The 24,162-nt window shown below is 46.9% G+C and carries 24 protein-coding genes; 22 read left to right on the top strand and 2 right to left on the bottom strand.

Going from position 1 to position 24,162, the window contains the following annotated elements; translation table 11 throughout:
- Window positions 1-34: 34 nt before the first annotated feature.
- The gene (locus EPO18_RS13385; protein WP_292433987.1) at window positions 35-1,039 is read right to left on the bottom strand and encodes a cytochrome-c peroxidase; all 1,005 of its coding nucleotides are present in this window, start codon (window positions 1,037-1,039) and stop codon (window positions 35-37) included.
- Between the two features lie 418 nt (window positions 1,040-1,457).
- Between EPO18_RS13385 and EPO18_RS13380 the strand changes: the two genes are divergently transcribed.
- From EPO18_RS13380 to EPO18_RS13290, 19 genes are all read left to right on the top strand, one after another.
- Window positions 1,458-1,940 carry a carbohydrate-binding protein gene (locus EPO18_RS13380; RefSeq protein ID WP_292433986.1) on the top strand — a complete coding sequence of 161 codons (483 nt, stop codon included), beginning with the start codon at window positions 1,458-1,460 and terminating at the stop codon, window positions 1,938-1,940.
- 112 nt (window positions 1,941-2,052) lie between these two features.
- A complete protein-coding gene (locus EPO18_RS13375) occupies window positions 2,053-4,179 on the top strand; it encodes a sodium-translocating pyrophosphatase (protein ID WP_292433984.1) in 2,127 nt (708 codons plus the stop codon).
- Window positions 4,180-4,290: 111 nt separating this feature from the next.
- Window positions 4,291-4,896: a LemA family protein gene (locus tag EPO18_RS13370; protein ID WP_292433982.1), complete on the top strand. Its 606-nt coding sequence runs from the start codon at window positions 4,291-4,293 to the stop codon at window positions 4,894-4,896.
- 1 nt (window position 4,897) lies between these two features.
- Entirely contained in the window at window positions 4,898-5,743 is an 846-nt protein-coding gene (locus tag EPO18_RS13365) for a TPM domain-containing protein (protein ID WP_292433979.1), read from the top strand.
- The gene (locus EPO18_RS13360; protein ID WP_292433977.1) at window positions 5,737-6,243 is read left to right on the top strand and encodes a TPM domain-containing protein; all 507 of its coding nucleotides are present in this window, start codon (window positions 5,737-5,739) and stop codon (window positions 6,241-6,243) included. Before EPO18_RS13365 ends, EPO18_RS13360 begins: the two co-directional genes overlap by 7 nt.
- A gap of 58 nt (window positions 6,244-6,301) precedes the next feature.
- The gene (locus EPO18_RS13355; RefSeq protein ID WP_292433975.1) at window positions 6,302-6,829 is read left to right on the top strand and encodes a YceD family protein; all 528 of its coding nucleotides are present in this window, start codon (window positions 6,302-6,304) and stop codon (window positions 6,827-6,829) included.
- Window positions 6,829-7,011, top strand: coding sequence for a 50S ribosomal protein L32 (gene rpmF / locus EPO18_RS13350; RefSeq protein WP_292433973.1), 183 nt, complete (start codon window positions 6,829-6,831; stop codon window positions 7,009-7,011). Before EPO18_RS13355 ends, rpmF begins: the two co-directional genes overlap by 1 nt.
- Before the next feature lie 87 nt (window positions 7,012-7,098).
- Window positions 7,099-8,127, top strand: a complete 1,029-nt coding sequence (plsX, locus tag EPO18_RS13345; protein WP_292433971.1) for a phosphate acyltransferase PlsX — start codon at window positions 7,099-7,101, stop codon at window positions 8,125-8,127.
- Window positions 8,124-9,092, top strand: coding sequence for a beta-ketoacyl-ACP synthase III (locus EPO18_RS13340; protein WP_292433969.1), 969 nt, complete (start codon window positions 8,124-8,126; stop codon window positions 9,090-9,092). The genes plsX and EPO18_RS13340 overlap by 4 nt, the downstream gene beginning before the upstream one ends.
- 12 nt (window positions 9,093-9,104) lie before the next feature.
- The gene (gene fabD, locus EPO18_RS13335) at window positions 9,105-10,055 is read left to right on the top strand and encodes an ACP S-malonyltransferase (RefSeq protein ID WP_292433967.1); all 951 of its coding nucleotides are present in this window, start codon (window positions 9,105-9,107) and stop codon (window positions 10,053-10,055) included.
- Window positions 10,048-10,776 carry a 3-oxoacyl-ACP reductase FabG gene (fabG, locus tag EPO18_RS13330; protein WP_292433965.1) on the top strand — a complete coding sequence of 243 codons (729 nt, stop codon included), beginning with the start codon at window positions 10,048-10,050 and terminating at the stop codon, window positions 10,774-10,776. The genes fabD and fabG overlap by 8 nt, the downstream gene beginning before the upstream one ends.
- Window positions 10,777-10,951: 175 nt before the next feature.
- Window positions 10,952-11,182, top strand: coding sequence for an acyl carrier protein (acpP, locus tag EPO18_RS13325; RefSeq protein ID WP_006890004.1), 231 nt, complete (start codon window positions 10,952-10,954; stop codon window positions 11,180-11,182).
- 236 nt (window positions 11,183-11,418) lie between these two features.
- The gene (fabF, locus tag EPO18_RS13320; RefSeq protein ID WP_292433959.1) at window positions 11,419-12,663 is read left to right on the top strand and encodes a beta-ketoacyl-ACP synthase II; all 1,245 of its coding nucleotides are present in this window, start codon (window positions 11,419-11,421) and stop codon (window positions 12,661-12,663) included.
- A gap of 94 nt (window positions 12,664-12,757) precedes the next feature.
- Window positions 12,758-13,606 carry an aminodeoxychorismate lyase gene (pabC, locus tag EPO18_RS13315; protein ID WP_292433958.1) on the top strand — a complete coding sequence of 283 codons (849 nt, stop codon included), beginning with the start codon at window positions 12,758-12,760 and terminating at the stop codon, window positions 13,604-13,606.
- Complete coding sequence (gene mltG, locus EPO18_RS13310; RefSeq protein ID WP_292433956.1) at window positions 13,603-14,631, top strand: endolytic transglycosylase MltG; 1,029 nt, start codon at window positions 13,603-13,605, stop codon at window positions 14,629-14,631. Before pabC ends, mltG begins: the two co-directional genes overlap by 4 nt.
- Window positions 14,628-15,302 carry a dTMP kinase gene (gene tmk / locus EPO18_RS13305; RefSeq protein ID WP_292433954.1) on the top strand — a complete coding sequence of 225 codons (675 nt, stop codon included), beginning with the start codon at window positions 14,628-14,630 and terminating at the stop codon, window positions 15,300-15,302. The genes mltG and tmk overlap by 4 nt, the downstream gene beginning before the upstream one ends.
- Complete coding sequence (locus EPO18_RS13300) at window positions 15,299-16,297, top strand: DNA polymerase III subunit delta' (protein WP_292433952.1); 999 nt, start codon at window positions 15,299-15,301, stop codon at window positions 16,295-16,297. The genes tmk and EPO18_RS13300 overlap by 4 nt, the downstream gene beginning before the upstream one ends.
- 2 nt (window positions 16,298-16,299) lie before the next feature.
- Complete coding sequence (locus EPO18_RS13295; protein WP_292433949.1) at window positions 16,300-16,650, top strand: PilZ domain-containing protein; 351 nt, start codon at window positions 16,300-16,302, stop codon at window positions 16,648-16,650.
- Window positions 16,651-16,751: 101 nt separating this feature from the next.
- The gene (locus EPO18_RS13290) at window positions 16,752-17,531 is read left to right on the top strand and encodes a TatD family hydrolase (RefSeq protein WP_292433947.1); all 780 of its coding nucleotides are present in this window, start codon (window positions 16,752-16,754) and stop codon (window positions 17,529-17,531) included.
- A gap of 77 nt (window positions 17,532-17,608) precedes the next feature.
- Here the strand turns inward: EPO18_RS13290 and EPO18_RS13285 are convergent, their stop codons facing one another.
- Window positions 17,609-18,796 carry a GGDEF domain-containing protein gene (locus tag EPO18_RS13285; protein ID WP_292433945.1) on the bottom strand — a complete coding sequence of 396 codons (1,188 nt, stop codon included), beginning with the start codon at window positions 18,794-18,796 and terminating at the stop codon, window positions 17,609-17,611.
- Between the two features lie 267 nt (window positions 18,797-19,063).
- On the opposite strand from EPO18_RS13285, the gene EPO18_RS13280 reads away from it, so the two are divergent.
- From EPO18_RS13280 to EPO18_RS13270, 3 genes are all read left to right on the top strand, one after another.
- Window positions 19,064-22,861 (top strand): calcium-translocating P-type ATPase, PMCA-type, encoded by a 3,798-nt coding sequence (locus EPO18_RS13280; protein WP_292433943.1) that lies wholly within the window; start codon window positions 19,064-19,066, stop codon window positions 22,859-22,861.
- A gap of 230 nt (window positions 22,862-23,091) precedes the next feature.
- Window positions 23,092-23,490, top strand: a complete 399-nt coding sequence (locus EPO18_RS13275; protein ID WP_292433941.1) for a hypothetical protein — start codon at window positions 23,092-23,094, stop codon at window positions 23,488-23,490.
- 24 nt (window positions 23,491-23,514) lie between these two features.
- Window positions 23,515-24,153, top strand: coding sequence for a hypothetical protein (locus EPO18_RS13270; RefSeq protein WP_292433939.1), 639 nt, complete (start codon window positions 23,515-23,517; stop codon window positions 24,151-24,153).
- The last annotated feature ends 9 nt before the right edge of the window (window positions 24,154-24,162 follow it).

Raw genomic sequence — 24,162 nt, 5'->3', positions numbered from 1 at the left:
TATAGTGGCGACGTTGGCCGCTCTCAAGTCAAGCTTAGTTAAAAGTAGAATCCGGTGTGGCTGGCAAAGCCGGCATTTTTTGTTTAGGAAACTCGCCGGTCAAACCATTCAAAAAAGCCACAATATCCGCAACTTCCTCTTTGGTTAAATCCTTGCCCAATTGCAGCTTGGCCATCAATGTTACCGCTTTATCCAGCGTTTTAACCGAGCCGTTGTGGAAATAAGGCGCAGTCAAAGCGACGTTTCGCAAAGTAGGCACTTTAAATAAATGCTCATCAGCCGGATTTTTGCTGACTTCCGCTAAACCTTTATCCTTGCTGATATGATATTGCGCTTCAAAATAGCCATTTGGAATCACAGGAAACTTCTGGAACATACCCGGACCGTTAAACGCCGGGCCGCTATGGCAATTTGTACAACCCAATTCCGCAACTTTTTCCATGCCGCGAACTTGTTGCGCCGATAAAGCCGACTTATCGCCGCCTACGTACTTGTCATAAGGGCTGTTTGGCGTAATCAAGGTTCTTTCGTAAGCCGCGATCGCTTTGGTTGCATTGTCTTTGGAAATTGAATCCTTACCGAAAGCTTGCTCAAACGCCTGCTGATAACCTTCAATCGCTTTCAAACGAGCTACTACGTCATCCCAGCTTTTCATGCCCATTTCAATAGGGTTAGTTACGGGGCCTGCTGCCTGTGCTTCCAGGCTTGCCGCTCTGCCGTCCCAAAACTGGACGGTATTAAACGCGGAATTCCAGACTGTCGGTGCACTACGTCCGCCCGTTTGCCCATTAACGCCCATAGAATTTGGTCTATTATCTTCACCGCCCAGCATGGTGTTATGACAAGAAGAACAGGAAACTGTACCGGTAGAAGACAAACGCGGATCATGATACAGCATTTGACCTAACTCGACTTTAGCCGCAGTAGTAGGATTGTCAGCAGGTGCATCAACCTGTGTCGGTAAAGCCTCCCAAGCCGAAGCCACCGAAACTGAACTTGCTAACGCCAACGCGGTAACCAGAGAACGAATTTTAAACATACCATACTCCAAATGTTATTTAATGTTATTAATGTGAGGGGAACTTAAATAGCCCAATACCTTACTGCCCACCCAATAGGATTGTAAGATATGCAGCAGATAAGGTACAACCAAATTTCCTTGTGTGAGTTTAACTGCCCAATTATATGGGGAAATACTTATGTTATGGAATCTTCAGAGCGCGGTTTTTTATTACATTGATTTGAGTATTTTGTAGTAGAGGAAATCATAAACTTTGGCGCGCCCAGACCCGGAAGTAATAAGCTATGCAAGTGTTAATTTAACTTCATTTCGTTTGTTCATTTGGTTTTCATCCGTACTAATACTTCTTTCACTATCAGTTAACGGAGGTTTACACTGTTTTCTGAGATAGGGGCGTCAAGCCTCAAATGGCTCTGCACACTGCAACAGGAGATTAATGATGCGTAAAATAATGATCGACCAAGCTGTTGAGAAGCCTCCAATTTCCGATCTGAATTTTCTGGATTTGGAGCATCTTGCACAAGTAGAGTTTACTTCGGAGTGTCAGGAACATCCTGTTGAGTCAGCCCTATTGTTGAACGGAGACTCGGATTCAGGATGGGTGGCGGCAAGCGCCGGCGAGCAAATAATCCGTATCGTTTTTGATCAACCTCGGACTATAGAGCATATCGTTTTAAGGTTCGATGAGCAGCAACAGTCTCGCACCCAAGAATTTGTCCTGCTTTGGTTGATGGATAAAGAAAATATCTATCAGGAGATTTTGCGACAGCAGTATCATTTCAGCCCGCCAAACACTACATGCGAAATCGAGCATTATCATGCCAAGCTTAAGCAATTGAAGGCATTGGAATTAAGAATAATTCCGGACATTGAAGGGGGAGAGGCGTGTGCTAAACTTAAAAAGTTGCGTCTTGCGTAAATGCCGTTTCTAATAGCGACGGCTGTACAATTGTGTGCGATAGCTGAATAAATAATAAAAAATGGCGGGCTCTTATGGGCTTAGTCAAATCAATTAAAGAGGAGAGGAAGTTATGATGTTTCCAACATCTGCATCAGTTGTCATCGCATTATTGATGGGTATTGCAGGAGGCGCATTCGTGATATGGGAATTGCGGCGTATTCTTGCTTATGACCAAGGTAATGAAACGATGCAAGCCATTGCAAAGGCTATTCAAGAAGGATCAGCAGCTTTTTTATCGCGCGAATATCGCGTTATTGCGATTTTTGTGGCTATTGTCGCTACGATTATTTCGACATTTTTACATTGGCAGACTGCGCTGTGTTTTGTGGTGGGCGCTATTGCATCGGCAGGCGCTGGCTATCTGGGGATGTATGTTGCGGTTCGCGCCAATGTCAGGACGGCCGCTGCAGCCGACCGTAATCTGCATGAAGGCTTGCGTGTTGCTTTCGGCAGCGGCTCGATTATGGGCATGGCGGTGGTCAGCTTTAGTCTTATCGGTATGACGGTATTGTTTTTGATCTTTAACGGCAATCCGAATCAGTTGACCTATATTACCGGCTTTGGTTTTGGTGCAAGCAGTATTGCATTGTTTGCACGGGTCGGCGGCGGTATCTATACCAAGGCTGCCGATGTGGGCGCTGATCTGGTCGGTAAGGTCGAACAGGGCATCCCCGAAGACGATCCGCGCAATCCTGCCGTCATTGCTGATAATGTGGGCGATAATGTCGGCGATGTTGCGGGTATGGGTGCCGACTTATTTGAAAGTTATAGCGGTTCGATAATTGCTGCTGCAACTTTGGGTGCGGCATTGGGTGCAAAATCCCCGGCTTTTATAGGTCTGCCGTTTTTGGTTGCCGCTGTCGGCATCATTGCCAGTCTTTTTGGTATTTATATGGTAACCGGCGATGAACAACAGCAGACGGAACATGCCGATGATTCCATAATGGTCCGCATCACCCGTTTTATCGGGCAATATGTAATAAATATTGACGAAAATGCCAGTTTGGATGATTTGCTGAAAGCGTTGCGTCATTCAGTTTGGGGGGCTTCGGTGGTCATTTTGGGGCTTTCTTTACTTGCTATATTAATTTCGGGGATCAGTTTTAATTATTGGTTGGTTATCCTGGTCGGTTTGGTAGCGGGCAACGCTATCGCCTATGTGACTGAATACTATACGGCTTACACTGAAAAACCCACGCAAGCCATTGCTCACGCCACCCAAACAGGTGCGGCGACTACCATTATCCAAGGCTTGGCAGTCGGTATGATGAGTACTGTGTTCCCGGTATTGATCGTCGCTGTGTCTATCTTGCTGAGTATCTGGCTGGGCCATAAGGCTGACGGCACTATTGCAGCCGGACTTTACGCGGTAGCTCTGGCGGGCGTGGGTATGCTCAGCACCTTGGGTGTTACCTTGGCGACGGATGCTTACGGCCCGGTCGCCGATAATGCGGGCGGCATTGCCGAAATGAGCCATTTGCCCAGTGAAGTGCGCCATCGCACCGACGCGCTGGATAGCTTGGGCAATACTACAGCTGCTACCGGTAAAGGTTTTGCGATTGGCTCGGCTGTACTAACAGCGTTGGCCTTATTAGCCGCTTATGTGACGGCAGCAAAAATCGACAATTTGAATATCTTAGGGCCTACTATGTTACCGGGTATCCTAATTGGCGCGATGATGCCTTATTTGTTTTCCGCGCTGACCATGATGGCGGTGGGTAAAGCGGCTCACGAGATTGTTGTAGAGGTCCGTCGCCAGTTTCGCGAAATTCCGGGCTTGATGGACGGTACAGGAGAACCAGATTACGCGACTTGCGTCGGTATCAGCACCGAAAGTGCTTTGCGTGAAATGATCTTGCCCGGCACATTGGCAGTTGTTGTACCGTTGATTGTGGGTCATGTTTTGGGTAAAGAAGCCCTCGCAGGCATGCTGGTCGGTACTATGTCTTCCGGTTTCCTGCTGGCGGTGATGATGGCAAATGCCGGCGGCGCTTGGGACAATGCGAAAAAATGGATTGAAACAGGACAATTCGGAGGAAAGGGTTCCGACTCTCATAAAGCTGCGGTAGTGGGCGACACGGTGGGTGATCCGTTTAAAGACACCAGTGGCCCATCTTTGAATATTTTGATCAAACTAATGACTATAGTCAGTCTTGTTTTCGCTACTTCATTTGGTTCGGGGTGGTTTAATTTTTAGAAAACACATCCACTATGCTTATGCCATTTGCCGGCTAGCGTGATTAGGGCAAATGGCAGGCTCGAGAACAAGGTCAGACTTGAATTTTGGAATCTAATCTGCGAGGTTGATATGTTTAAACGGCTGATTGTTTTATTCATGATGACTATTTTGTCCGGCTGCGGTTATAACACGTTACAGTCCGGCGACGAGAGCATTAAAGCGGCATGGGCAGAGGTGTTAAATCAATACCAGCGCCGCGCCGATCTGGTGCCTAATCTGGTGAATGTGGTGAAAGGCTATGCCGCTCACGAAAAGGATGTGCTGACCGAAGTTACCGAGGCTCGCTCCAAGGTCGGATCGTTGCAAGCCACGCCAGAATTGGTTAATGATGAGCAGGCGTTCCAGAAGTTTATTGCCGCTCAAGGGCAAATGACCAGTGCGATTTCACGGCTGCTGGCCGTGGCCGAAAACTATCCGCAACTGAAAGCCGATGGTCTGTTCCGTGATTTGCAAGCGCAGCTGGAAGGTACGGAAAACCGTATTACCGTGGCGCGCAACCGTTATATTGCCGCGGTCAAGGAATACAATATTACGGTGCGTTCGTTCCCCACCAATCTTACTGCGATGATGTTCGGTCATAAAGCCAAGCCAAGCTTTACCGTAGAAAATGAACAAGAGATTGCAAAGCCGCCCACAGTGGACTTTGGCTCACCTGCACCGGCTGGCGGACATTAGAATGTTGCCAGCGATATTTCCCCGAGCCCGTTACGGATTCGGGTTTTTACTGCTGTTGTTTTGCATGATGGCTTGGGCGATAGTTGGCGTTCCCGAGTTATCGCGTCGAGTTACCGATCTTACCTCAACACTCAGCACCGAGCAGGTTGCGGCACTGGAGAATAAGCTGGCTGCATTCGAAACCCAAAAAGGTAGTCAGATTGCGGTGTTAATCGTCCCGACTACTCAGCCTAAAGATATAGCAGAATTCGGCATAGAGGTTGCAGATTTATGGCAAATCGGTCGTAAAGGCGTTGATGACGGTGTCATCCTGATAGTGGCGAAAGATGATCGAAAGTTGCGTCTGGAAGTCGGCTATGGTCTGGAGGGCGTAATTCCGGATGCAGTTGCCAAGCGTATAATTTCTGAGACTATTACTCCCTATTTTAAGAATGGCGACTACGCGGGCGGCATTGATGCCGGGGTTACACAGTTAATTGGATTGATCGGGGGCGAGGCGTTGCCCGCACCATCGGAAGGACTGAGTGAAGCACAGGGCGATGGGGCTTTTATGTTCATTTTGATTGGCGGTTTAATCTTGGGCTTTGCATTGTCAGTCATGATGGGACGGGTCATGGGCGGTATGCTGGCGGGCTTGGGTAGTGGTTTGGTAGCTGCACTGGTTATGGGATTAGCTTTTTCGGTGGCGTTATTTATTGGGTTAATGGTTTTTTTTATCGTTGGAGTTCGTTCAACGGGCGGACGGGGTTGGTCTAACGGTGGCGGCTTTGGCGGAAGTAGTGGCGGCGGCTCATGGAGTGGCGGCGGTGGCCGCTTTGGCGGAGGAGGCGCATCAGGATCATGGTAAATATTAAACGTTGGTTTCGTCATGCCTTTATGCTGCCTTGGCGCTGGCGTGTGCTTTTCCCTAAAAATGCGCTGATCGACATAGAAGAAGCAATAAAACATTCCGAGCATCAGCACTGTGGCGAACTTCGTTTTGCTGTTGAAAATGCGCTTGCGCTTGGTAAAGTGTGGAATGGTATATCCGCTCGTCAACGTGCGGTAGAAATGTTTTCAGATTTACAGGTCTGGGATACCGAAGAAAACAGCGGCGTTCTGATTTATCTGTTGCTCGCGGATCGTGAAGTTCATATTGTTGCAGACCGGGGTATTGCCAAACGCGTTGAACAAGCAGAATGGGATGCAGTTGCAGAAGCTATGCAGAAAGAATATCAGCAAGGAGATTTTTTACGTGGGTCGCTACAAGGTATCGAGCGTATAACGATGCTGCTTGCTACCCATTTTCCACCCGGTGAAAATAATTTAAATGAACTTTCCAATAAGCCCGTCATCGTTAAGCGTTGATGACGTGATGTCACATGGATTTGACGAACTTGTTGTTTCCATATAACATTACCCGGTTATGTTAGCTCGATTACCTGAATATATAGACCCTTTGCACCTAGCTGATAAGCGTGGTGAATTGAAGGGGCAAATACCGATAAGCAGACTGGATCGTTTAGCGGATATACTGTTTAGCGATACCGGGACGGTGACTGTTGAGCTTTTTTTTGGTCGGGAAGGAAGATTGGCCAAAGTTGAAGGGCAAATAGAAGCGGTTCTGGAACTTGAATGCCAAAATTGTTTGCAGGCGGTACAATGGCCTGTCAAAAATACTGTCAAGCTGGGGATTGTTACTTCATTAGATCAAGCGGACAGATTGCCCGAGGATTATGAACCGTTGTTAGTCGATGAGGGAAAAATCCTTCTAAAGAATATTGTTGAAGACGAGTTGTTACTTATTTTGCCTACATTTCCTAAACATCAGCATCAATGTCTCGCTCAAAAACCGGATAATGCTAAAGTGGATTTTGTACAAAATGAACAACAGTCTCCTCCCGAAAACCCTTTTTCCATCTTAGCCAAATTAAAAAATACTGGAGATTTATAATGGCCGTACAAAAAAGTAAAGTAACGCGTTCAAGACGCGGTCAACGCCGTTCACACGACGCATTAACCGGCAAAACCTTGTCTCAGGATCCAATGACAGGTGAAACTCATATTCGTCATCATGTTACTCCTGATGGCTTTTTTAAAGGTCGTCAAATTGTAACTAATGGCGACGAAGATTAATAAATCTTCCAATTTGTAAACATGATGATATGCCGAACCCGACCAGGTTCGGCTTCTTTTTTAATAACTCAGGAGTCATCCGTAAGCGTGAGCCTAACAATTTCGATTGATGCAATGGGCGGGGATTACGGTCCTGAAGTCACCATTCCGGCATCATTGGATTGTTTAAAGAACAATCCAGACTTAAAACTGATTTTAGTGGGCGATGAAACTGTTCTTAAGCCGCAGTTAGCCCAAGCCTTAATTGATTATCAAGATAGACTCATTATTTGGCACGCATCCCAATGCGTTGAGATGGATGAATCTCCGTCCAAAGCACTGAAAAATAAAAAAGACTCGTCAATGCGGGTTGCCATAAACTTGGTTCGTGACGGGCATGCGGATGCCTGTGTTAGCGCCGGTAATACAGGGGCTTTAATGGCTACTGCCCGTTTTGTGCTTAAAATGATTCCGGGTATTGATCGTCCAGCCATTATTTCTACATTGCCGTCAATCGACGGGCATACTCACATGCTTGATTTAGGGGCAAACGTGGATTGTACTGCGGAGCATCTTTTTCAATTTGCAGTGATGGGCGCGGAACTGGTTAAAGCGGTCGAAAATATTGATAATCCTAAAGTAGGGTTGTTAAATATCGGTGAAGAAGACGTGAAAGGTAATGAGCAGGTTAAATCGGCGTCAAAATTACTGGAAAATTCTTCACTAAATTATATAGGTTATGTAGAAGGCGATTCTTTAAATGCAGGACATGTTCCGGTTGATCTGATTGTTGCGGATGGTTTTGTCGGCAATGTCGCGCTTAAATCCATTGAGGGTGCGGCAAAAATGATCGGTACTGCATTAAAAGAGGCTTTTGGTAAAAACATCGTAACCAAGTTAGCGGGATTGCTGGCTTATCCGGTGCTCAAGTCATTTAAAAAGCGCATAGATCCCCGTTTATACAATGGCGCGAGCTTTTTAGGGTTGCGCGGGCTGGTTATTAAAAGTCATGGCGGTGCTGATGTGCTGGCGTTTAAGACAGCCATTCATCTTGCTGAAATTGAAGTAAAAAAAGACGTTATAAGAAAAATAAGCGAACAAGTCGAAAGAACTTTGGCTCAGAGAGAGAATGCATGACTCGTTATTCAAGAGTAATCGGTACCGGTGGTTATCTGCCCGAAGAGGTTCGCACTAATGAGCAAATATCACAAACTGTTGATACTTCGGATAGCTGGATTATTGAGCGAACCGGTATCAAAAGCCGTCGTATTGCCGGTGCTGATGAAACGGCTTCAAGTATGGCCGAAATTGCGGCAAGACAAGCTATAGCAGCTGCAAATTGCGATCCCGAAGAGATTGATTTAATCATTGTTGCGACCGGGACGCCTGATCGCGTTTACCCCAGTACCGGTTGTTTGTTGCAGCGGCGCCTAGGTATTAAAAATTGCGTCGCTTTTGATGTACAGGCCGCATGTTCAGGTTCGATTTTTGCGTTAAGCATTGCCGATCAATATATTAAATCGGGTGCTGCCAAGAAAGTTCTTGTTGTCGGTTCTGAAATTTGTTCGCGCCTTGTTGACTGGACAGATCGAGGCACTTGTATTTTATTTGGTGATGGTGCAGGCGCAGTATTGCTCGGTGCATCGGATGATGCCGGTATTTTGTCGACGCATATCCACTCAGACGGGGAATATGAAGAGCTGTTGTATTGTCCAAACCCTCAGGTCGCTATTGAGGCGAATAAAGATGAAGCCGGCTACATCAAGATGCGCGGCAATGAAGTGTTCAAGGTGGCAGTTAACACGCTGGGCCGCATAGTCGATGAAACTTTGGCTGCAAACAACATGCAACAGTCCGATGTTGATTGGTTGGTTCCTCATCAGGCGAATACACGAATTATTGCCGCGACCGCAAAAAAATTAAAAATGTCCATGAATAATGTTATTTTGACACTTGAAAATCAGGGCAATACCTCATCTGCGTCTGTATTGCTCGCTCTTAATGAAGGTATTCGGGATGGTCGTATTCAACGTGGACAAGTCGTTTTACTTGAAGCGTTTGGGGCGGGATTCACTTGGGGTTCTGCATTAATTAAATACTAAAAGCGTATCGATATGAATAACCAAACTTATAACTTAGCCTTTGTTTTCCCCGGTCAGGGTTCGCAATCAATCGGTATGTTAACAGATTTGGCTGCCAGCTATCCTGAGGTAAAGCATACTTTCGAACGTGCGTCCGATGCATTAGGCAAAGATCTATGGACTATTGTTAATGAAGGCCCTGACGAAGAGCTTAATCAAACGCATAATACCCAGCCTGCAATGCTGGCCGCCGGTGTAGCGGTTTGGGAAGTCTGGTGCAAGCATAGTAATATTCGTCCCGCATGGATGGCAGGACACAGTTTGGGCGAATATACTGCCTTGGTTTGTTCGGATGCCATGTCGTTTGAAGATGCTATAAAACTGGTTGCGGCAAGAGGGCGACTGATGCAGGAAGCTGTGCCTCCCGGCGTCGGCGCAATGGCGGCAATTCTGGGTCTTGAGGACCATCAAGTCGTTCAGGTTTGCGCCAATGCGGCTCAGGGCGAAATAGTTTCAGCGGTCAATTTCAACTCGCCAGGGCAGGTGGTTATTGCGGGCCATGTTGCAGCCGTTGAGAGAGCAATGCTTGAGGCAAAAGCGGCGGGCGCTAAACGAGCGGTATTATTACCGGTCAGTGTTCCTTCGCACTGTGCATTAATGGAGCCGGCAGCTCAAAAACTGGATGAACAATTGCAAAACACGAATATTGATACGCCCAAAATGACGCTGATTCATAATGTAGATGTTGCATCGCACAGCGCCTCGGAAGTCATCCGCAACGCATTAAAAGAACAACTCTATAAGCCGGTGCGCTGGGCCGACAGTATTAAGTTCATGCATGATCAGGGCGTTACCTGTTTTGTTGAATGCGGACCCGGCAAAGTATTGATCGGCTTGAATAGGCGTATTGCCAAGGAAGCCGAACATATGTCTATTCATGACCCGGAATCATTAATTACAGTATTGGAACAACTCAATGGTTAAGCAAGTAGCTTTAGTGACGGGTGCCAGTCGCGGCATCGGTCGTGCAATCGCAGAAAGATTGGCTCAGGATGGTTTTTTTGTTATCGGTACTGCAACCACAGATAGCGGCGCCGATTCAATTTCAGTCTATCTGGAGGGTCAGGGAAAGGGCTTGAAGCTGGATGTTGGTAATCCTGATTCTATTGCAGAAGTCATGAATATTATTAATGACGAGTTTGGTGCGCCGACTGTGCTGGTCAATAATGCCGGCATTACTCGTGATAATTTATTGATGCGAATGAAGGACGAAGAATGGGATGATATTATCAATACCAACCTGACTTCGGTTTTTCGCATGAGCAAGGCAGTAATGCGGGGTATGATGAAAGCCAAAACAGGGCGTATTATCAATATTTCATCTGTAGTAGGTTCGACCGGTAATGCCGGGCAGGCAAATTACGCCGCAGCTAAAGCCGGAATGGTCGGGTTTGCCAAATCGATGGCCAAGGAAGTAGGTTCACGCAACATTACCATCAACACAGTGTCGCCTGGATTTATTGATACCGATATGACCAAGGAACTGAATGATGATATTAAAAATACCTTGCTGTCATCTATTCCCTTGTCCCGTTTGGGCAAGGCGGAAGAAATTGCCCATACGGTTTCGTTTTTGGCCTCTGATGGTGCGGCTTATATTACCGGCGAAAACATTCATGTAAATGGCGGTATGTTCATGTCGTAATATAGACCGTATAGTATGTTCATGCCTTAATATTGTGATATTAAGGTAATATAAAGTATAATTCCCCCGCCGTCTGGAATTTCCGGAGACGGGATTTCAAATAAAACTAATAACAATACTAGTGTAGGTCTCAGATTAGACGCTGAGGAGCTTACATTGTTTGAGGATAAAAATTATGAGTAACATTGAAGAACGAGTAAAAAAGATTGTTGCGGAACAATTAGGTGTTAAAGAAGATATCGCTACCGATGCTTCATTCGTAGATGATCTAGGTGCTGATTCTCTTGATACAGTTGAACTCGTCATGGCTCTTGAAGAAGAATTCGAATGCGAAATTCCAGACGATGAAGCTGAAAAAATTACAACTGTTCAGCAAGCTATTGATTATGTAGTAAAAAATGCTTAAAATCTGATTTCTTAGTTGATGAGCTTGTAGGTTGGGTTGCGACTGCATGGACGCAGGAAGTGGAGCAACACCTGGAGAGGTTGCCAAAAAGCACTCAAGTAGGCGCCTCTAGTAAGATGCAGGAGCGGTTGCCGAGCGTATCGTTACCCATCTGAGTGCTTTTTGATTGTTCCGTTACACTCCGGCCTACATATCTAACCCATTTCCCGCCTTTATTTTTCTTACGGTAAACCACATTGAGCAAACGTCGGGTTGTAATAACTGGATTAGGCGCAATCACGCCTTTAGCTAACACAGTCTCAGAAACATGGGACGGTATTATTAATGGTAAAAGCGGCATAAGTCCAATTGATTCTTTCGATATTTCTTCTTTTGCCACTACTTTCGGCGGCGTCATAAGAAATTTTGATCCCGGTCAATATATTCCAGAAAAAGACGCTAAGCGCATGGACGGTTTCATCCATTACGGAATTGCAGCGGGTAGTCAGGCAATTGAGGATTCAGGTATTGAAGTAACTGAGGCTAATGCCGAGCGCATCGGTGTTGCTATCGGATCGGGTATAGGCGGCATTACCGGTATTGAAGAATGTTACGCACTCTATGATAAGAGCGGTCCGCGCCGTATCTCGCCGTTTTTTGTTCCTGGTAACATCATTAACATGATTTCAGGCAACCTTTCAATCAAATATGGATTAAAAGGTCCAAATTTTGCCATTGTTACAGCTTGTTCTTCAGGCACTCATAATATTGGCGACGCGGCACGTTTAATTAAATATGGCGATGCTGATGTAATGGTCGCGGGTGGCGCTGAACGCTGCACTACATCGCCAACAGCAATGGGCGGTTTTGCTTCGGCAAAAGCCTTGTCTCGCCGCAATGATGATCCGCAAGCCGCCAGTCGCCCTTGGGATAAAGACCGTGACGGCTTTGTGTTAAGCGATGGTGCCGGTATTGTGGTTTTAGAAGAGTTGGAACATGCTAAAGCGCGCGGTGCAAAAATTTATGCTGAATTAGTAGGTTATGGCATGAGCGGTGACGCTTATCATATGACTACGCCTTCAATCGGTGGCGAAGGCGCTGCACGTTGTATGAAGAATGCGTTGCGCGATGCCGGTTTAAATGCCGATGCCGTCGATTATATCAATGCTCACGGTACATCAACGCCGGCCGGTGACGTAGGTGAAACCCAGGCGATGAAAGCAGCATTGGGCGACCACGCCTATAAACTTGCCGTCAGCTCAACAAAGTCGATGATTGGTCATTTATTAGGCGCTGCGGGCGGCATTGAGGCAGTGCTGACCGCATTAAGTATCAAAAATCAGATCGCTCCACCAACCATCAATTTGGAAAATCAAGATCCTGAATGTGATCTGGATTATGTGCCGAATGTCGCAAGAAATATGAAGATCGATGTAGCTATGTCCAATTCATTCGGTTTTGGCGGCACTAATGGTTCGTTGGTTTTTAAACGCTATGAGTAATTAGCCTTGTAAAATGGGCGCCAAAAGTAAGGACTTTTCCGTCCGCCATTCGCCATAATGTCATTCATCCTGTGGATACTGCCCGGCTAAAAAAATGATTCTCATCAATGGTGAAAGCAAGGAGCATATCGAAATATCCGATCGTGGTTTTCAATACGGCGATGGATTGTTCGAGACCATTGAAGTTAGAGACGGAAAAGCAGTTTTTTTTGAACGCCATTTAGAACGTTTAAAGTCAGGTTGTGACAGGCTTTACATTCCTTTTCCGGATGGACAATTGCTTAGTCTTGAGGCTAAGGCACTTTGCCGCCAATGGCCTTCAGCTCATGCTGTGCTTAAAATCATAGTCACGCGCGGCACAGGCGGGCGAGGTTATCGCCAACCTGATGTCATTCAACCCACCCGCATATTAAGTCTCCATCCCTATCCTGATTATCCGAAAATATACTCAGAGCGAGGCATAGTCGCCCGTATTTGTACTACTCGTTTAGGCCTGAATCCCACCTTAGCAGGAATTAAACACCTGAACCGGCTTGAACAAGTCATGGCACGAGCTGAATGGAACGACTCAGCCGTGCAGGAAGGGCTTATGCTGGATGTCAATGATCGTGTTATTGAAGGAACAATGACTAACCTGTTCTACATTAAAAACAATAGTCTTTATACATCAGTACTGTCTCAATCAGGCGTTGCCGGAATTATTCGCGGTATTGTAATGACGATTTCAGTTGACCATGGCCTTTCGGTAATTGAACATCTGTTTACGAAAAATGAGTTATTATCGGCCGATGAAATATTCGTCTGTAATTCAATTATCGGCATTTGGCCCATCAAGCAAATCGAAGCTATGCATTTTTCAGTTGGCCCGATAACCAAGAGTATTCAAATCTGGTTGAACGAATCCACCAGTAAGACTGCATGGCTGGAGGCGGATAAGGCATGAAGCGGTTGCCGGAATTTTTAACAAAGAACCATAAAATCATTGGTTTTGCTTTATTGATTTTAAGTTTTGTAAGCGGCTGGCTGTGGATGGACTATCAAAGGGCGTTATATCAGCCAGCGTTGATAAATAAAACTGTTGTTATAGAAATTGAAAAAGGCGATTCGCTTAGTCACATTATCGATAAACTTGTAGATCAAAAACTGGCTGTTAAACCATTCTGGTTTAAAGTCATCGCCTTTCAGGAAAGCGCGCTCAAAAAACTTAAAACTGGAGAATACGAGTTAACTTCCGGTTTGACTATACCTAAAATCTTAAAGCTATTCGTTCAAGGGAAAACCAAGCAACACCCTATTACATTTCCGGAAGGTTGGAGCTTTAAGGAAATACTGCATGAAATTGAGAAAAATCCCAATATTGAGCATACGTTAAACGGCGTTGATTTTAAAAGCATAATGACAAAATTCAATCCGGATGCTCCTGCATCGCCAGAAGGCTTGTTTTTTCCTGATACTTATTTTTTTGAGAAACACACATCCGATGTGGCTTTATTAAAAAGAGCCTACGACAAAATGCAACGGGTGTTGCAGCAGGAATGGCTCAACAAAACGGAAGGCCTGCCGTTTAAAACGCCTTATGAAGCCTTGATTCTCGCTTCGATTGTCGAAAAAGAAACCGGAGCAGTTGCTGAAAGACCTTTAATAGCCGGGGTGTTTATCCGCAGATTGGAACAAAATATGCTGTTGCAAACCGATCCTACCGTTATTTACGGCATGGGCGAAAGCTATCAGGGCGATATTAAGTCTAAAGATTTAACCACAGCCACACCCTACAATACTTATGTCATTAGCGGCTTGCCGCCAACGCCGATTGCGATGCCCGGACGAGATGCGCTTTATGCCGTTCTGCATCCTGACAAAAGCGACAGTCTTTATTTCGTAGCCCGCGGTGACGGTACGCATGTATTTTCAGCGACTTTAAAAGACCACAAATTGGCCGTCGACAAGTTTCAAAGGAATAAAAAATGATCAGAGGGAAATTTATTACCCTGGAAGGCGGAGAAGGGGTAGGTAAAACTACCAATCTGGCTTTTATCAAAGACTACCTGGAACAACATAATATATCGGTCGTTGTGACACGCGAGCCCGGCGGCACTCGCTTGGCCGAAAAGATACGCGAATTATTGCTGGATAAAGAAAGCGAGGCTATTTCAGATCAGGCCGAGTTATTAATGATGTTCGCGGCTAGAGCCCAGCACATCAAACACATCATCGAACCGGCGTTGGCGCAAGGAAAATGGGTGCTTTGCGATCGCTTCACAGACGCTACCTACGCTTATCAAGGCGGCGGCCGGAATATGAAAATCAGCACTATAAAATGGTTGGAAAATATGGTGCAAGGCACATTAAGGCCTGATTTAACACTGTTGTTGGACGCGCCGGTCGAGATAGGTATCGCGCGCGTTAGAGAGCGCGGAGCTTTCGATCGTTTCGAGTCGGAAAAGATCAGTTTTTTTGAAAATGTAAGACGGGCTTATTTATTGCAGGCCGAACTGCATCCGGAGCGCATCAAACTTATCAAAGCCAATCAACCGTTACCTGACGTGCAAAGAGCCATTACCGATGTGCTTCGTCCTTTGTTAGGCTTGTGTGCATTGAATTGCCCGACCCCTTCCACCAGGCAGGGCCTCGTTAAATGATTCTGCCTTGGCAACAGCATTTATGGGAGCATCTTTGCAGTTATAGCGCGCAAAAACGCGTTCCCCAAGCTTTACTCATCACCGGCAATAAAGGGCTCGGCAAGCAGCAGTTGGCCGGTCAATTCGCCGTTGCCCTGCTTTGCGCAACACCTAAAGCAAACGGCACAGCGTGCGGTCTTTGCAGCAGCTGCTTGCTGTTTAATGCCGATACACACCCCGATTTTATTCAGGTACAGCCTGAAGAAACGGGCAAAGGCATTACTATCGGGCAAATACGCAGCCTGATTACCCGGTTAACCTTAAAGCCCCAGTATGAGACTCATCGTATCGTTATTATCAATCCTGCGGATAAGATGAATAATGCCGCAGCCAACGCATTTTTAAAATGTTTGGAAGAGCCGACCGAGCGTACCTTGCTTATATTAATCACCGAAAAACCGGGCAAACTGCCGGCGACTATCATCAGCCGTTGCCAGAAGCTGGCAGTAGCGACTCCGGATAAGGACGCTATAGTGAGTTGGCTGGCAGAGGAGACATTACAGAAAGCCCCCCTGTTGCAAAAGGAGGACTTGCATTACTACGTCTCTCTAGCACAAGGCGCTCCTTTGCTGGCACTGGATTATGTTAATGAGCAAACATTAACTTTGCGCAATGAATGTTTCAAGTCATGGCTGGCAATAGCAAGGCAGCATAAATCCCCAATCATTGTTGCCGAAGACTGGCACAAGCTACCGGCAGAGCCTTTGATGTTCTGGATGACATCATGGAACATCGACCTGATTAAATGTTTTTATCACACTCAGGTCGAAAATTTATATAATCCGGATTTGAGCGGACAGTTGCAAGAACTGGCCAAACGGCTAGAATTAAAAGGACTTTATAAGTTGTATGATCTATTATTATTAAGTCGGCAACGGCTGGATACGCAAATAAACAGACAGTTATTGTTTGAAGAAATTTTAATACAATGGTACGAACTTAACCGGAGTAAATAACCATGGCAGATGCAGGAGCCGGACAAAGCATATTGTCCCTTTCAATTAAAGATAAAACCGCATTATACGCAGCCTATATGCCTTTTGTTATCAACGGCGGGCTATTCATTCCGACCAACCGTGAATATGAAATGGGGCAGGAAGTATTCATGCTGCTCAATTTAATGGAGGAAACCGAACGGCTGCCGATAGCCGGGAAAATAATCTGGATAACTCCGCCCGGCTCGGAAGGCTATAGAGCCAGAGGCGTCGGCGTACAGTTTAGCGATCAGGACGGCGGCGTATCGCGCAATAAAATAGAAAACTATCTGGCCGGTTCTTTAGAAGGCGATCGTCCGACGCATACTATGTGAGGCAAAGGGCACAAGGCTAAAGGAGAAAAAACCTGAGCGTCAATACACCCCGCCCTTAGCCTTGTGCCTTTCGCCCTTTGCCTGCTTTTATAAAAACTTTCATGTTAATAGATTCCCATTGCCACCTGGATCGTATCGATCTTGCGCCTTATCAAAATGATTTTGCCTGTTTCATGAACGAAGCGGCAAACAGTCAAATCGAACACCTGTTATGTATATCGATAGATTTGGAATCCTATCCGGCAATGCTGGACTTGGTATCTTCCTATCCGCAAATATCCGTGACTGTCGGAGTGCATCCTAACAGCCACGAGGGTCATGACCCCAGTGTCGAAGAGCTTATCGCTTTAGGCCGTCCTGATAAAGTTATAGGCATAGGCGAGACCGGTCTGGACTATTTTCGCAGCGAAGGCGATTTAGGTTGGCAACATCAGCGTTTCAGAAATCATATTAACGCCGCAAAAATATTGGATAAACCATTGATTATCCATACCCGCGAAGCCAAACACGATACTTTACGCATCCTGCAAGAAGAGGGCGCCAATGAAGTAGGGGGGATTATTCACTGTTTTACCGAAGACTGGGAATTTGCCAAAAAGGCGTTGGATTTGAATTTTTATATTTCGTTTTCCGGCATTGTCACTTTTAACAGCGCCAAGGAAATCCAGGAAGTCGCCAAAAAAGTACCTGCCGACCGTTTCTTAATAGAAACCGACTCGCCCTATCTTGCGCCGGTACCATTTCGCGGAAGACCCAACTATCCCATCTACGTGCGTTATGTTGCAGAACAACTGGCTAAGTTGCGCGGAACAACGATAAATGAAATTGCAGTGTCATCTACAGAAAACTTCTACAGATTATTCAAAACGGTACAGCATTAAATCATTCCAATCAGGGATCGCTAACACTACAAAAAGAGTTTGGCTATTCCGAATCGCTGTTGCGAATAAAGCTTGAGCTATATAGTAGCCTTATTAAAGCATAATGAATGCAGCACTACCCGGTTGCGGCCTTCTTGTTTGGCTCTATACATTGCCTGATCGGCGGCGGCTACCAATGAGGCAAATTCAACTCCGGCATGTAGTGAATCGGAAACGCCGATACTGACGGTGCTGTGCAGGACTTCGTCATTGAACTTCATCGCCATTTCAGCATAGTTTTGACGCAAGCGATCCGCCAGTAACCAGGCATCTTTTTCCAGGGTGGATGGCAATAGAATGCAAAATTCCTCGCCCCCATATCTAGCGAAATAATCGTCGCTACGGATGGTCTTTTGCGCTATTGCAGTAAGATGCTTTAACACAGAATCTCCCGCAGGATGACCGTAGCGATCGTTGATGGATTTGAAATGATCGACATCAATCATCATTAATGCCAGCGTATCTCCGGTACGAGTACAGCGAGCTGACAGCCGGGTGGCTTCCTGTTCCAAACTGCGCCGATTCAGAGCTCCAGTCAGCGCATCGCTCGCCGCCAATTTTTGCAGATCCGCGGCAAGCCGGTAATTCAGCATCAGCACGAATCCGAAAGCCAGGCACATTTGTGCGATGCTGCCAATAAAAAACGATACAGGATTGATAGTAACTTGCGAATAAAGGGTATAGGTGTCGGCTGGGGATAGAAAAACAATTATTGCCCTGGCTAGAAACATTATTGCAACTACAGCGAATGATGTCCCGGTAAACCAATACGCGGTGCGTAAAGGTTGTTCTATGCGGATGAATAAGGCATAGGCGCAGGCTGCGTTGCTCAAGGCGAACACAACCGAGTTGGCGATGACTCGGGCATGGATATCCGGATGGAGGATAACTAACCATATGCTCTGAATAAACACCAGCCCGGCCAATAACCATGGAATGTATCCATTGCTGCAACCCTTTTTGAATGCCTGGATGCCGTTGAATTGCAAACCTATACCCGCCGCCATCAGCGTAGCGCCAAATACCAGAACCCAAGCGCTGCCGGATGATTTTTGTTGGATAATATAAGAAAAGCCTAGCCCCAGCCCGATGTATAAACTGCCCAGTGCCCAATGTTGAACTCCTCGGATCTTACCGGCATGTAATCCCGCTAATATCAGCAAGCCTGAAAACATCAGGCACAGCGCGGAGATCATCACCATCATCGTACGGATGTCGAGATTCATTGCGCTATCCGGTAGTCGGCAGAAATCTTAAGTCGAGTGTGCAATTTTATTCCTGATTAGGACTTGTATGAGAGGGTGATGCATATTTCAGCAAGAGTTATTGTCCCTCATTAAGGCGTGCGAAAATCATTATATAGCAGAGCACCCATAGGATAAATCTCATCTCGTATATTACTGATAATTAGATGACTATGGCTTACAATGTAGTTTTAACATCGGGTTGACAGATTATTTTTACTTTTTTGAGTCATAGATATGAATGATTTTATGAGTAACACATTAATACGGCAGCTCATTCCAGGCATTTTATTGACTGGTCTTTTATTGTTGGGCTTTATGGTGCTGCGTGAGTTATTGCTCACCCTGACCTGGGCACTGATCATCGCTTATGCAGTATGGCCGCCTTATCGGTACTTAAGGCAACGGCTCAAAGACAATGCCACGCTCAGTGCAGCATTGATGACGGCGATTATTGCAGCAGTCATCTTATTGATAGTCTACTGGCTGCTTGCCATGTTGCAAGAAGAGCTAAAAATCGCTTATCAAGCCCTGATCAGCGGTTTTAGTCCGGATACTTATCGCCTGCCGGATTTCATCAAGCGCATTCCGTGGTTGGGCAACACTATGCAGGTCTGGTTAGATCGGCTGGCCGATGACCGAGCCGCAGTGATGGGGCAATTTGCTAACTGGGCACAGCAATGGTCAGGCCAATTTGCAACGTTTCTCGGCGGTGTCGGTAATTACATTATGAAACTGGGCGTTATTCTGGTGACGGTGTTTTTTTGTTTTCGTGACGGGGAAGAAGCCATTCAACAGCTGCATCAAGGCCTGGTGCGGTTTTTAGGGAAATATCAGCATGTTTATCTGCAAGCTGCAGGGCACACTACCCGAGCCGTGGTTTACGGCTTAGTGCTTGCAGCGCTGGGCCAGGGAATGTTAGCCGGATTGGGTTACTTTATTGCCGGCGTCAAAGCTCCGGTGCTGTTTGGGGCGGTCACCGCGCTGTTGGCGATGATTCCGATGGGCGCGACGCTGGTATGGATGCCTCTAGGTATCATGCTGATAGTTACGGAACAGCCTTTTCAGGGCATAGGACTGTTGCTTTGGGGTTTTTTTGCGATCAGCACAGTGGATAATATAATCCGGCCGCTAGTTATCAGCGGTGCGGGGCGGATACCTTTTCTGGTGGTGTTGTTCGGCGTTCTTGGCGGACTCACGGCATTCGGCGCTATCGGCCTGTTTTTAGGCCCGGTGATTCTGGCCGTTTTGCTGTCTGTATGGCAATCATGGCTGAAGTTGCAAAAGCATGAAGAAGAGACTTCAGATTCGGCAGTTCCTCCTGATCTACCTCAGCCCGGTTGGCATACCCTGTCGGTCGAGGAAACGCTTTCGGCACAGGCTACTGATGCCTCTACCGGCTTGAGCCAAGCAGTCGCCTCAGATCGACAAGATCGCTACGGACTCAACCAACTGACCGAAAAACCGCCGCGTTCAGCCTGGTATTTACTGTTATCCCAATTTAAAAGTTTTCTTATTTTGGTGCTGATTTTTGCAGCTGTCGTGTCTGCTACGATCGGCGATTTAACAGATGGTGCAGTCATTTTGGTAGTTGTGACTATTAACGCGCTACTCGGGTTTTATCAGGAATTTCAGGCCGAAAAATCATTGGCCGCGCTTAAGAGTATGCTCGGGTTGCAGGCCGCTGTGCGCCGAGACGGCGATACCGTTCAGCTGCCCGTCGATCAACTGGTGCCGGGGGACATAGTCATTCTGGAACCCGGCGATAAAATCCCCGCAGACGGCCGTATTATTTCCTGTCACACCTTGGAAGTCGATGAATCCGCGCTGACTGGCGAGTCGATGCCGGTTTCCAAGCAGCATCAGGCATTCGAGCTGGAAACGATACCGCTCGCCGAGCGCAGCAACATGCTGTATATGAACAATGCGGTCACCCGCGGCCGTGCGGAAATGGTAGTCACCGCTATCGGCATGGATACCGAAATCGGCAAATTGGCGGGACTATTGGCAGAGGCAGAAGACCAAGATACCCCGTTGCAAATACAGCTCGACAGTCTGGGTAAACGGCTGGCCTTGATCGCGCTTGGCATCATCGCGATATTGTTTATCACTGCCTTGTGGCGCGGAGAACCGTTGATCCAGACTGTATTTACTGCGATTGCCTTGGCCGTGGCGGCCATTCCCGAAGGATTACCCGCAGTAGTCACCGTAACCCTTGCATTGGGAATGCATCGCATGGCCCGCCAACGCGCTATCGTCAAACGCTTGGCCGCCGTCGAAACTTTGGGCTGCACGACGGTTATCTGCACCGACAAAACCGGCACTTTGACCGTCAACCAGATGACGGCGCGATCAATTTTTTATAAAGGCCGAAGCTACAAAGTCAGCGGTGAGGGCTATGAGCTTGCCGGTAAAATTTTGCCCGTTAGCGGCGGCGATATAGCCGATGATTTAGCGGATTTATTGCTGCCTTTAGCCTTGTGTAACAACAGCCATTTTCAAGATAAGCAGGCGGTTGGCGATCCGATGGAAAGAGCGTTACTGGTGCTTGCCGCCAAAGGCGGTATTGACAAAGAACAGGCACTCTCGCAACTGCCGCGCATCGCCGAAATCCCTTTTAATGCCGAGCATAAATTCATGGCGACTTTCCATCGACAGGGCGACCGGATCAAGGTGTTTATTAAGGGCGCGCCTGAAGTCTTGCTCAAACTGTGTCATTCTGTCGTTGATAACAATGGCGACTCGCTCCCGATTCGGCAAGTTGAACTGTTGGCCGAAAACCAAACCATGGCGAGTACTGGCCTGCGAGTATTGGGTCTGGCGGTTCGCACGCTGCCCGCAGCCGACTATCAAGCAGATAGCGATCTGTTCCAGTATATTAAGGAGCTTACCTTCGTCGGGCTGGTCGGTTTGATGGACCCGCCAAGAGCCGAAGCCCGTGAGGCCATCAAGCTCTGCCAACAGGCCGGTATCGCGGTCAAAATGATTACCGGCGACCAGAAAGTGACCGCTTTTGCGATTGCCCAGGAGCTGGGTTTGTCCGGCGAAGTGATCGACGGCGAAGAATTGGCCGGACTGGACGATGACGCTCTGGCCGCGCGTATCAACGCTATTACCGTCTTTGCCCGCACTGCGCCCGAACAGAAAGTACGAATCGTCAAAGCCTTGAGATTCGACGGTCATGTAGTCGCGATGACTGGCGACGGCGTCAACGATGCGCCTGCCTTGAAAACTGCCGACATAGGCATCGCCATGGGCATCACCGGCACCGATGTCGCAAAGGAAGCTGCAACGATGATCTTGACCGATGATAATTTTGCGACCATCGTCAAGGCGGTCGAAGAAGGAAGAGGCATTTACGACAACATGGTCAAATTCGTGCGCTTCCAGCTGTCCACTAATATCGGTGCGATCCTGACCGTAGCCGGAGCCCCGCTGCTGGGCATGCCGGTGCCGTTTACCGCCGTGCAATTGCTGTGGATCAACATCATCATGGACGGCCCGCCGGCCATGTCGCTAGGCGTTGACCCCGTCCGCAACGGCAGCATGAATGAAGCGCCGCGAAACTCGGACGCGCAGATACTGTCGTTACGCCGTTTCGGCAATCTTTTCAGCTACGGCTTGACCATGGCTATCGGTACTTTGGGAGTGCTGTATTACGGTTTGCAAACCGGCGAAAGCGATATCGCCGGGGATGCCGTAAGCCTGTCGGGAGCAGGCGAGGCGCATGCCGTGACGCTGGCATTTACGACTTTTGTGCTGTTTCAGGTGTTTAATGTGTTTAATGCCAGATCGGAAAAAGGCACGACTTTCAACCAGCATTTTTGCGCTAACCGATTGCTTTGGCTGGCTATTTTCGGGGTGATTATGCTGCAAATACTGGTCATATATTTGCCGCTCGCGCAACGGATATTTCATACCATCGCATTAACGCAGCTGGATTGGCTGATAGCGGTTGGAGTTGCTGCGACTGTGCTGGTTTTTGAGGAATTGCGTAAATTATTTGAATGGGTGTGGGTTGGGATTCGGGTTGGGCGGCGGATATAGTGATTTAGATTGTATTTGGGCTGTCGCCGCATTTGAAACGTTACGATATGGGTTATAATCCTACCCCGGCTCATTAGTCGTATTTGTTTATTCGTTATGTCCTGTTGAGTTCTATTAAGTTTAATTAAAACAATTAAGTAGGTCTATGGTATGGAGGATATACGACAACGCGTTTTTTTATACGACAATTGATGTCGTATATATTACGTTAGGTTTCGATAGCAGGCGCAATGAAAGCTGCAACCAAAATCTCAATTATCGTCACCTTCTGCCTACTCTATGCAGCAGCATATGGCGTTGCCCGTAGTGAAAATTGGCTCATTCACCGTGCTGGCTATTATTCCGATGCTGGTGAAAATAGAAAGGTCGGTGGACATTACATTTCTTCAGGAGATTTCGGCAGCCCAATGCTCGCTCCGCGAATTTCCACCGCACAAGGTCTTGCTACCATATTCTTCTGGCCAGCCACACAAGCTGAGCTTGTATATTGGTATTTAGTTGAACCGCGTGGCTCCCCATGGCAAAAAAACCTAACATGGCGCTCAACCGGAGCGCGGTTACAATGCGGTTTTATTTTTCAGCTTTCCGTGCCGCGCCCGGTTAGCTCTACGTTGGACAACTACCCCTAGTTCGATTTTTGGGAGATCTCTACAGTGAAACATTTTTTCGCGCTGTTTATACTGCTGTTCTCTAACTGGGCAACTGCGGAAACGTTCACCACTGTAGAAGCATATCTTGAACATCTTACCAACGGTCAGCCAATAGTTAGTTCAAGCTTTGAATTCTCTCGCAGTGGAAATGTATTTGGTGCCGTCCAGTGGCGTATACCAGCAAATATTTCTGACGAAATGAGCCCATATTTGGCTAGTGTCTTTATCTTAGAAAAATTGAAGAACAACAACTTTAAAGAAGTTATCCGCTCAATCCCTTCTGGTGGGTTTTCTGGCGGTAATTTACAGGTTTTGGATGGCGTAGAAATAAAATCCGACAGCAGTTTTTCTGTTAATTTGCATAACTTTGTACCGCTTGGTGTAATTACGTACCGGTTTGCGCTGATCGATCAGTCTTGGCGCTTTTCTGGTCGAGATGAACATTTTTGTTTTTATGACAAAGAAGACGAAGATGGTTGCGGTATAGAAGAAAAACGCTCGATAAATTTCCTTACGGGAAATGCCATTGAAGATAAATTCCGCAGTGATAATCTTATTTCTACAAAAAATAGCAAAACAAAGTTCCCTGATTTTCCGCTGAATGAATTTAAGTTTTTTGATGAAAAATATGAGCCTTTATGAAACCTGTCC

The organism is Methylobacter sp., assembly GCF_004322395.1.
GTDB lineage: Bacteria > Pseudomonadota > Gammaproteobacteria > Methylococcales > Methylomonadaceae > Methylobacter_A.
This window is presented reverse-complemented; position numbering and strand designations above follow the sequence as displayed.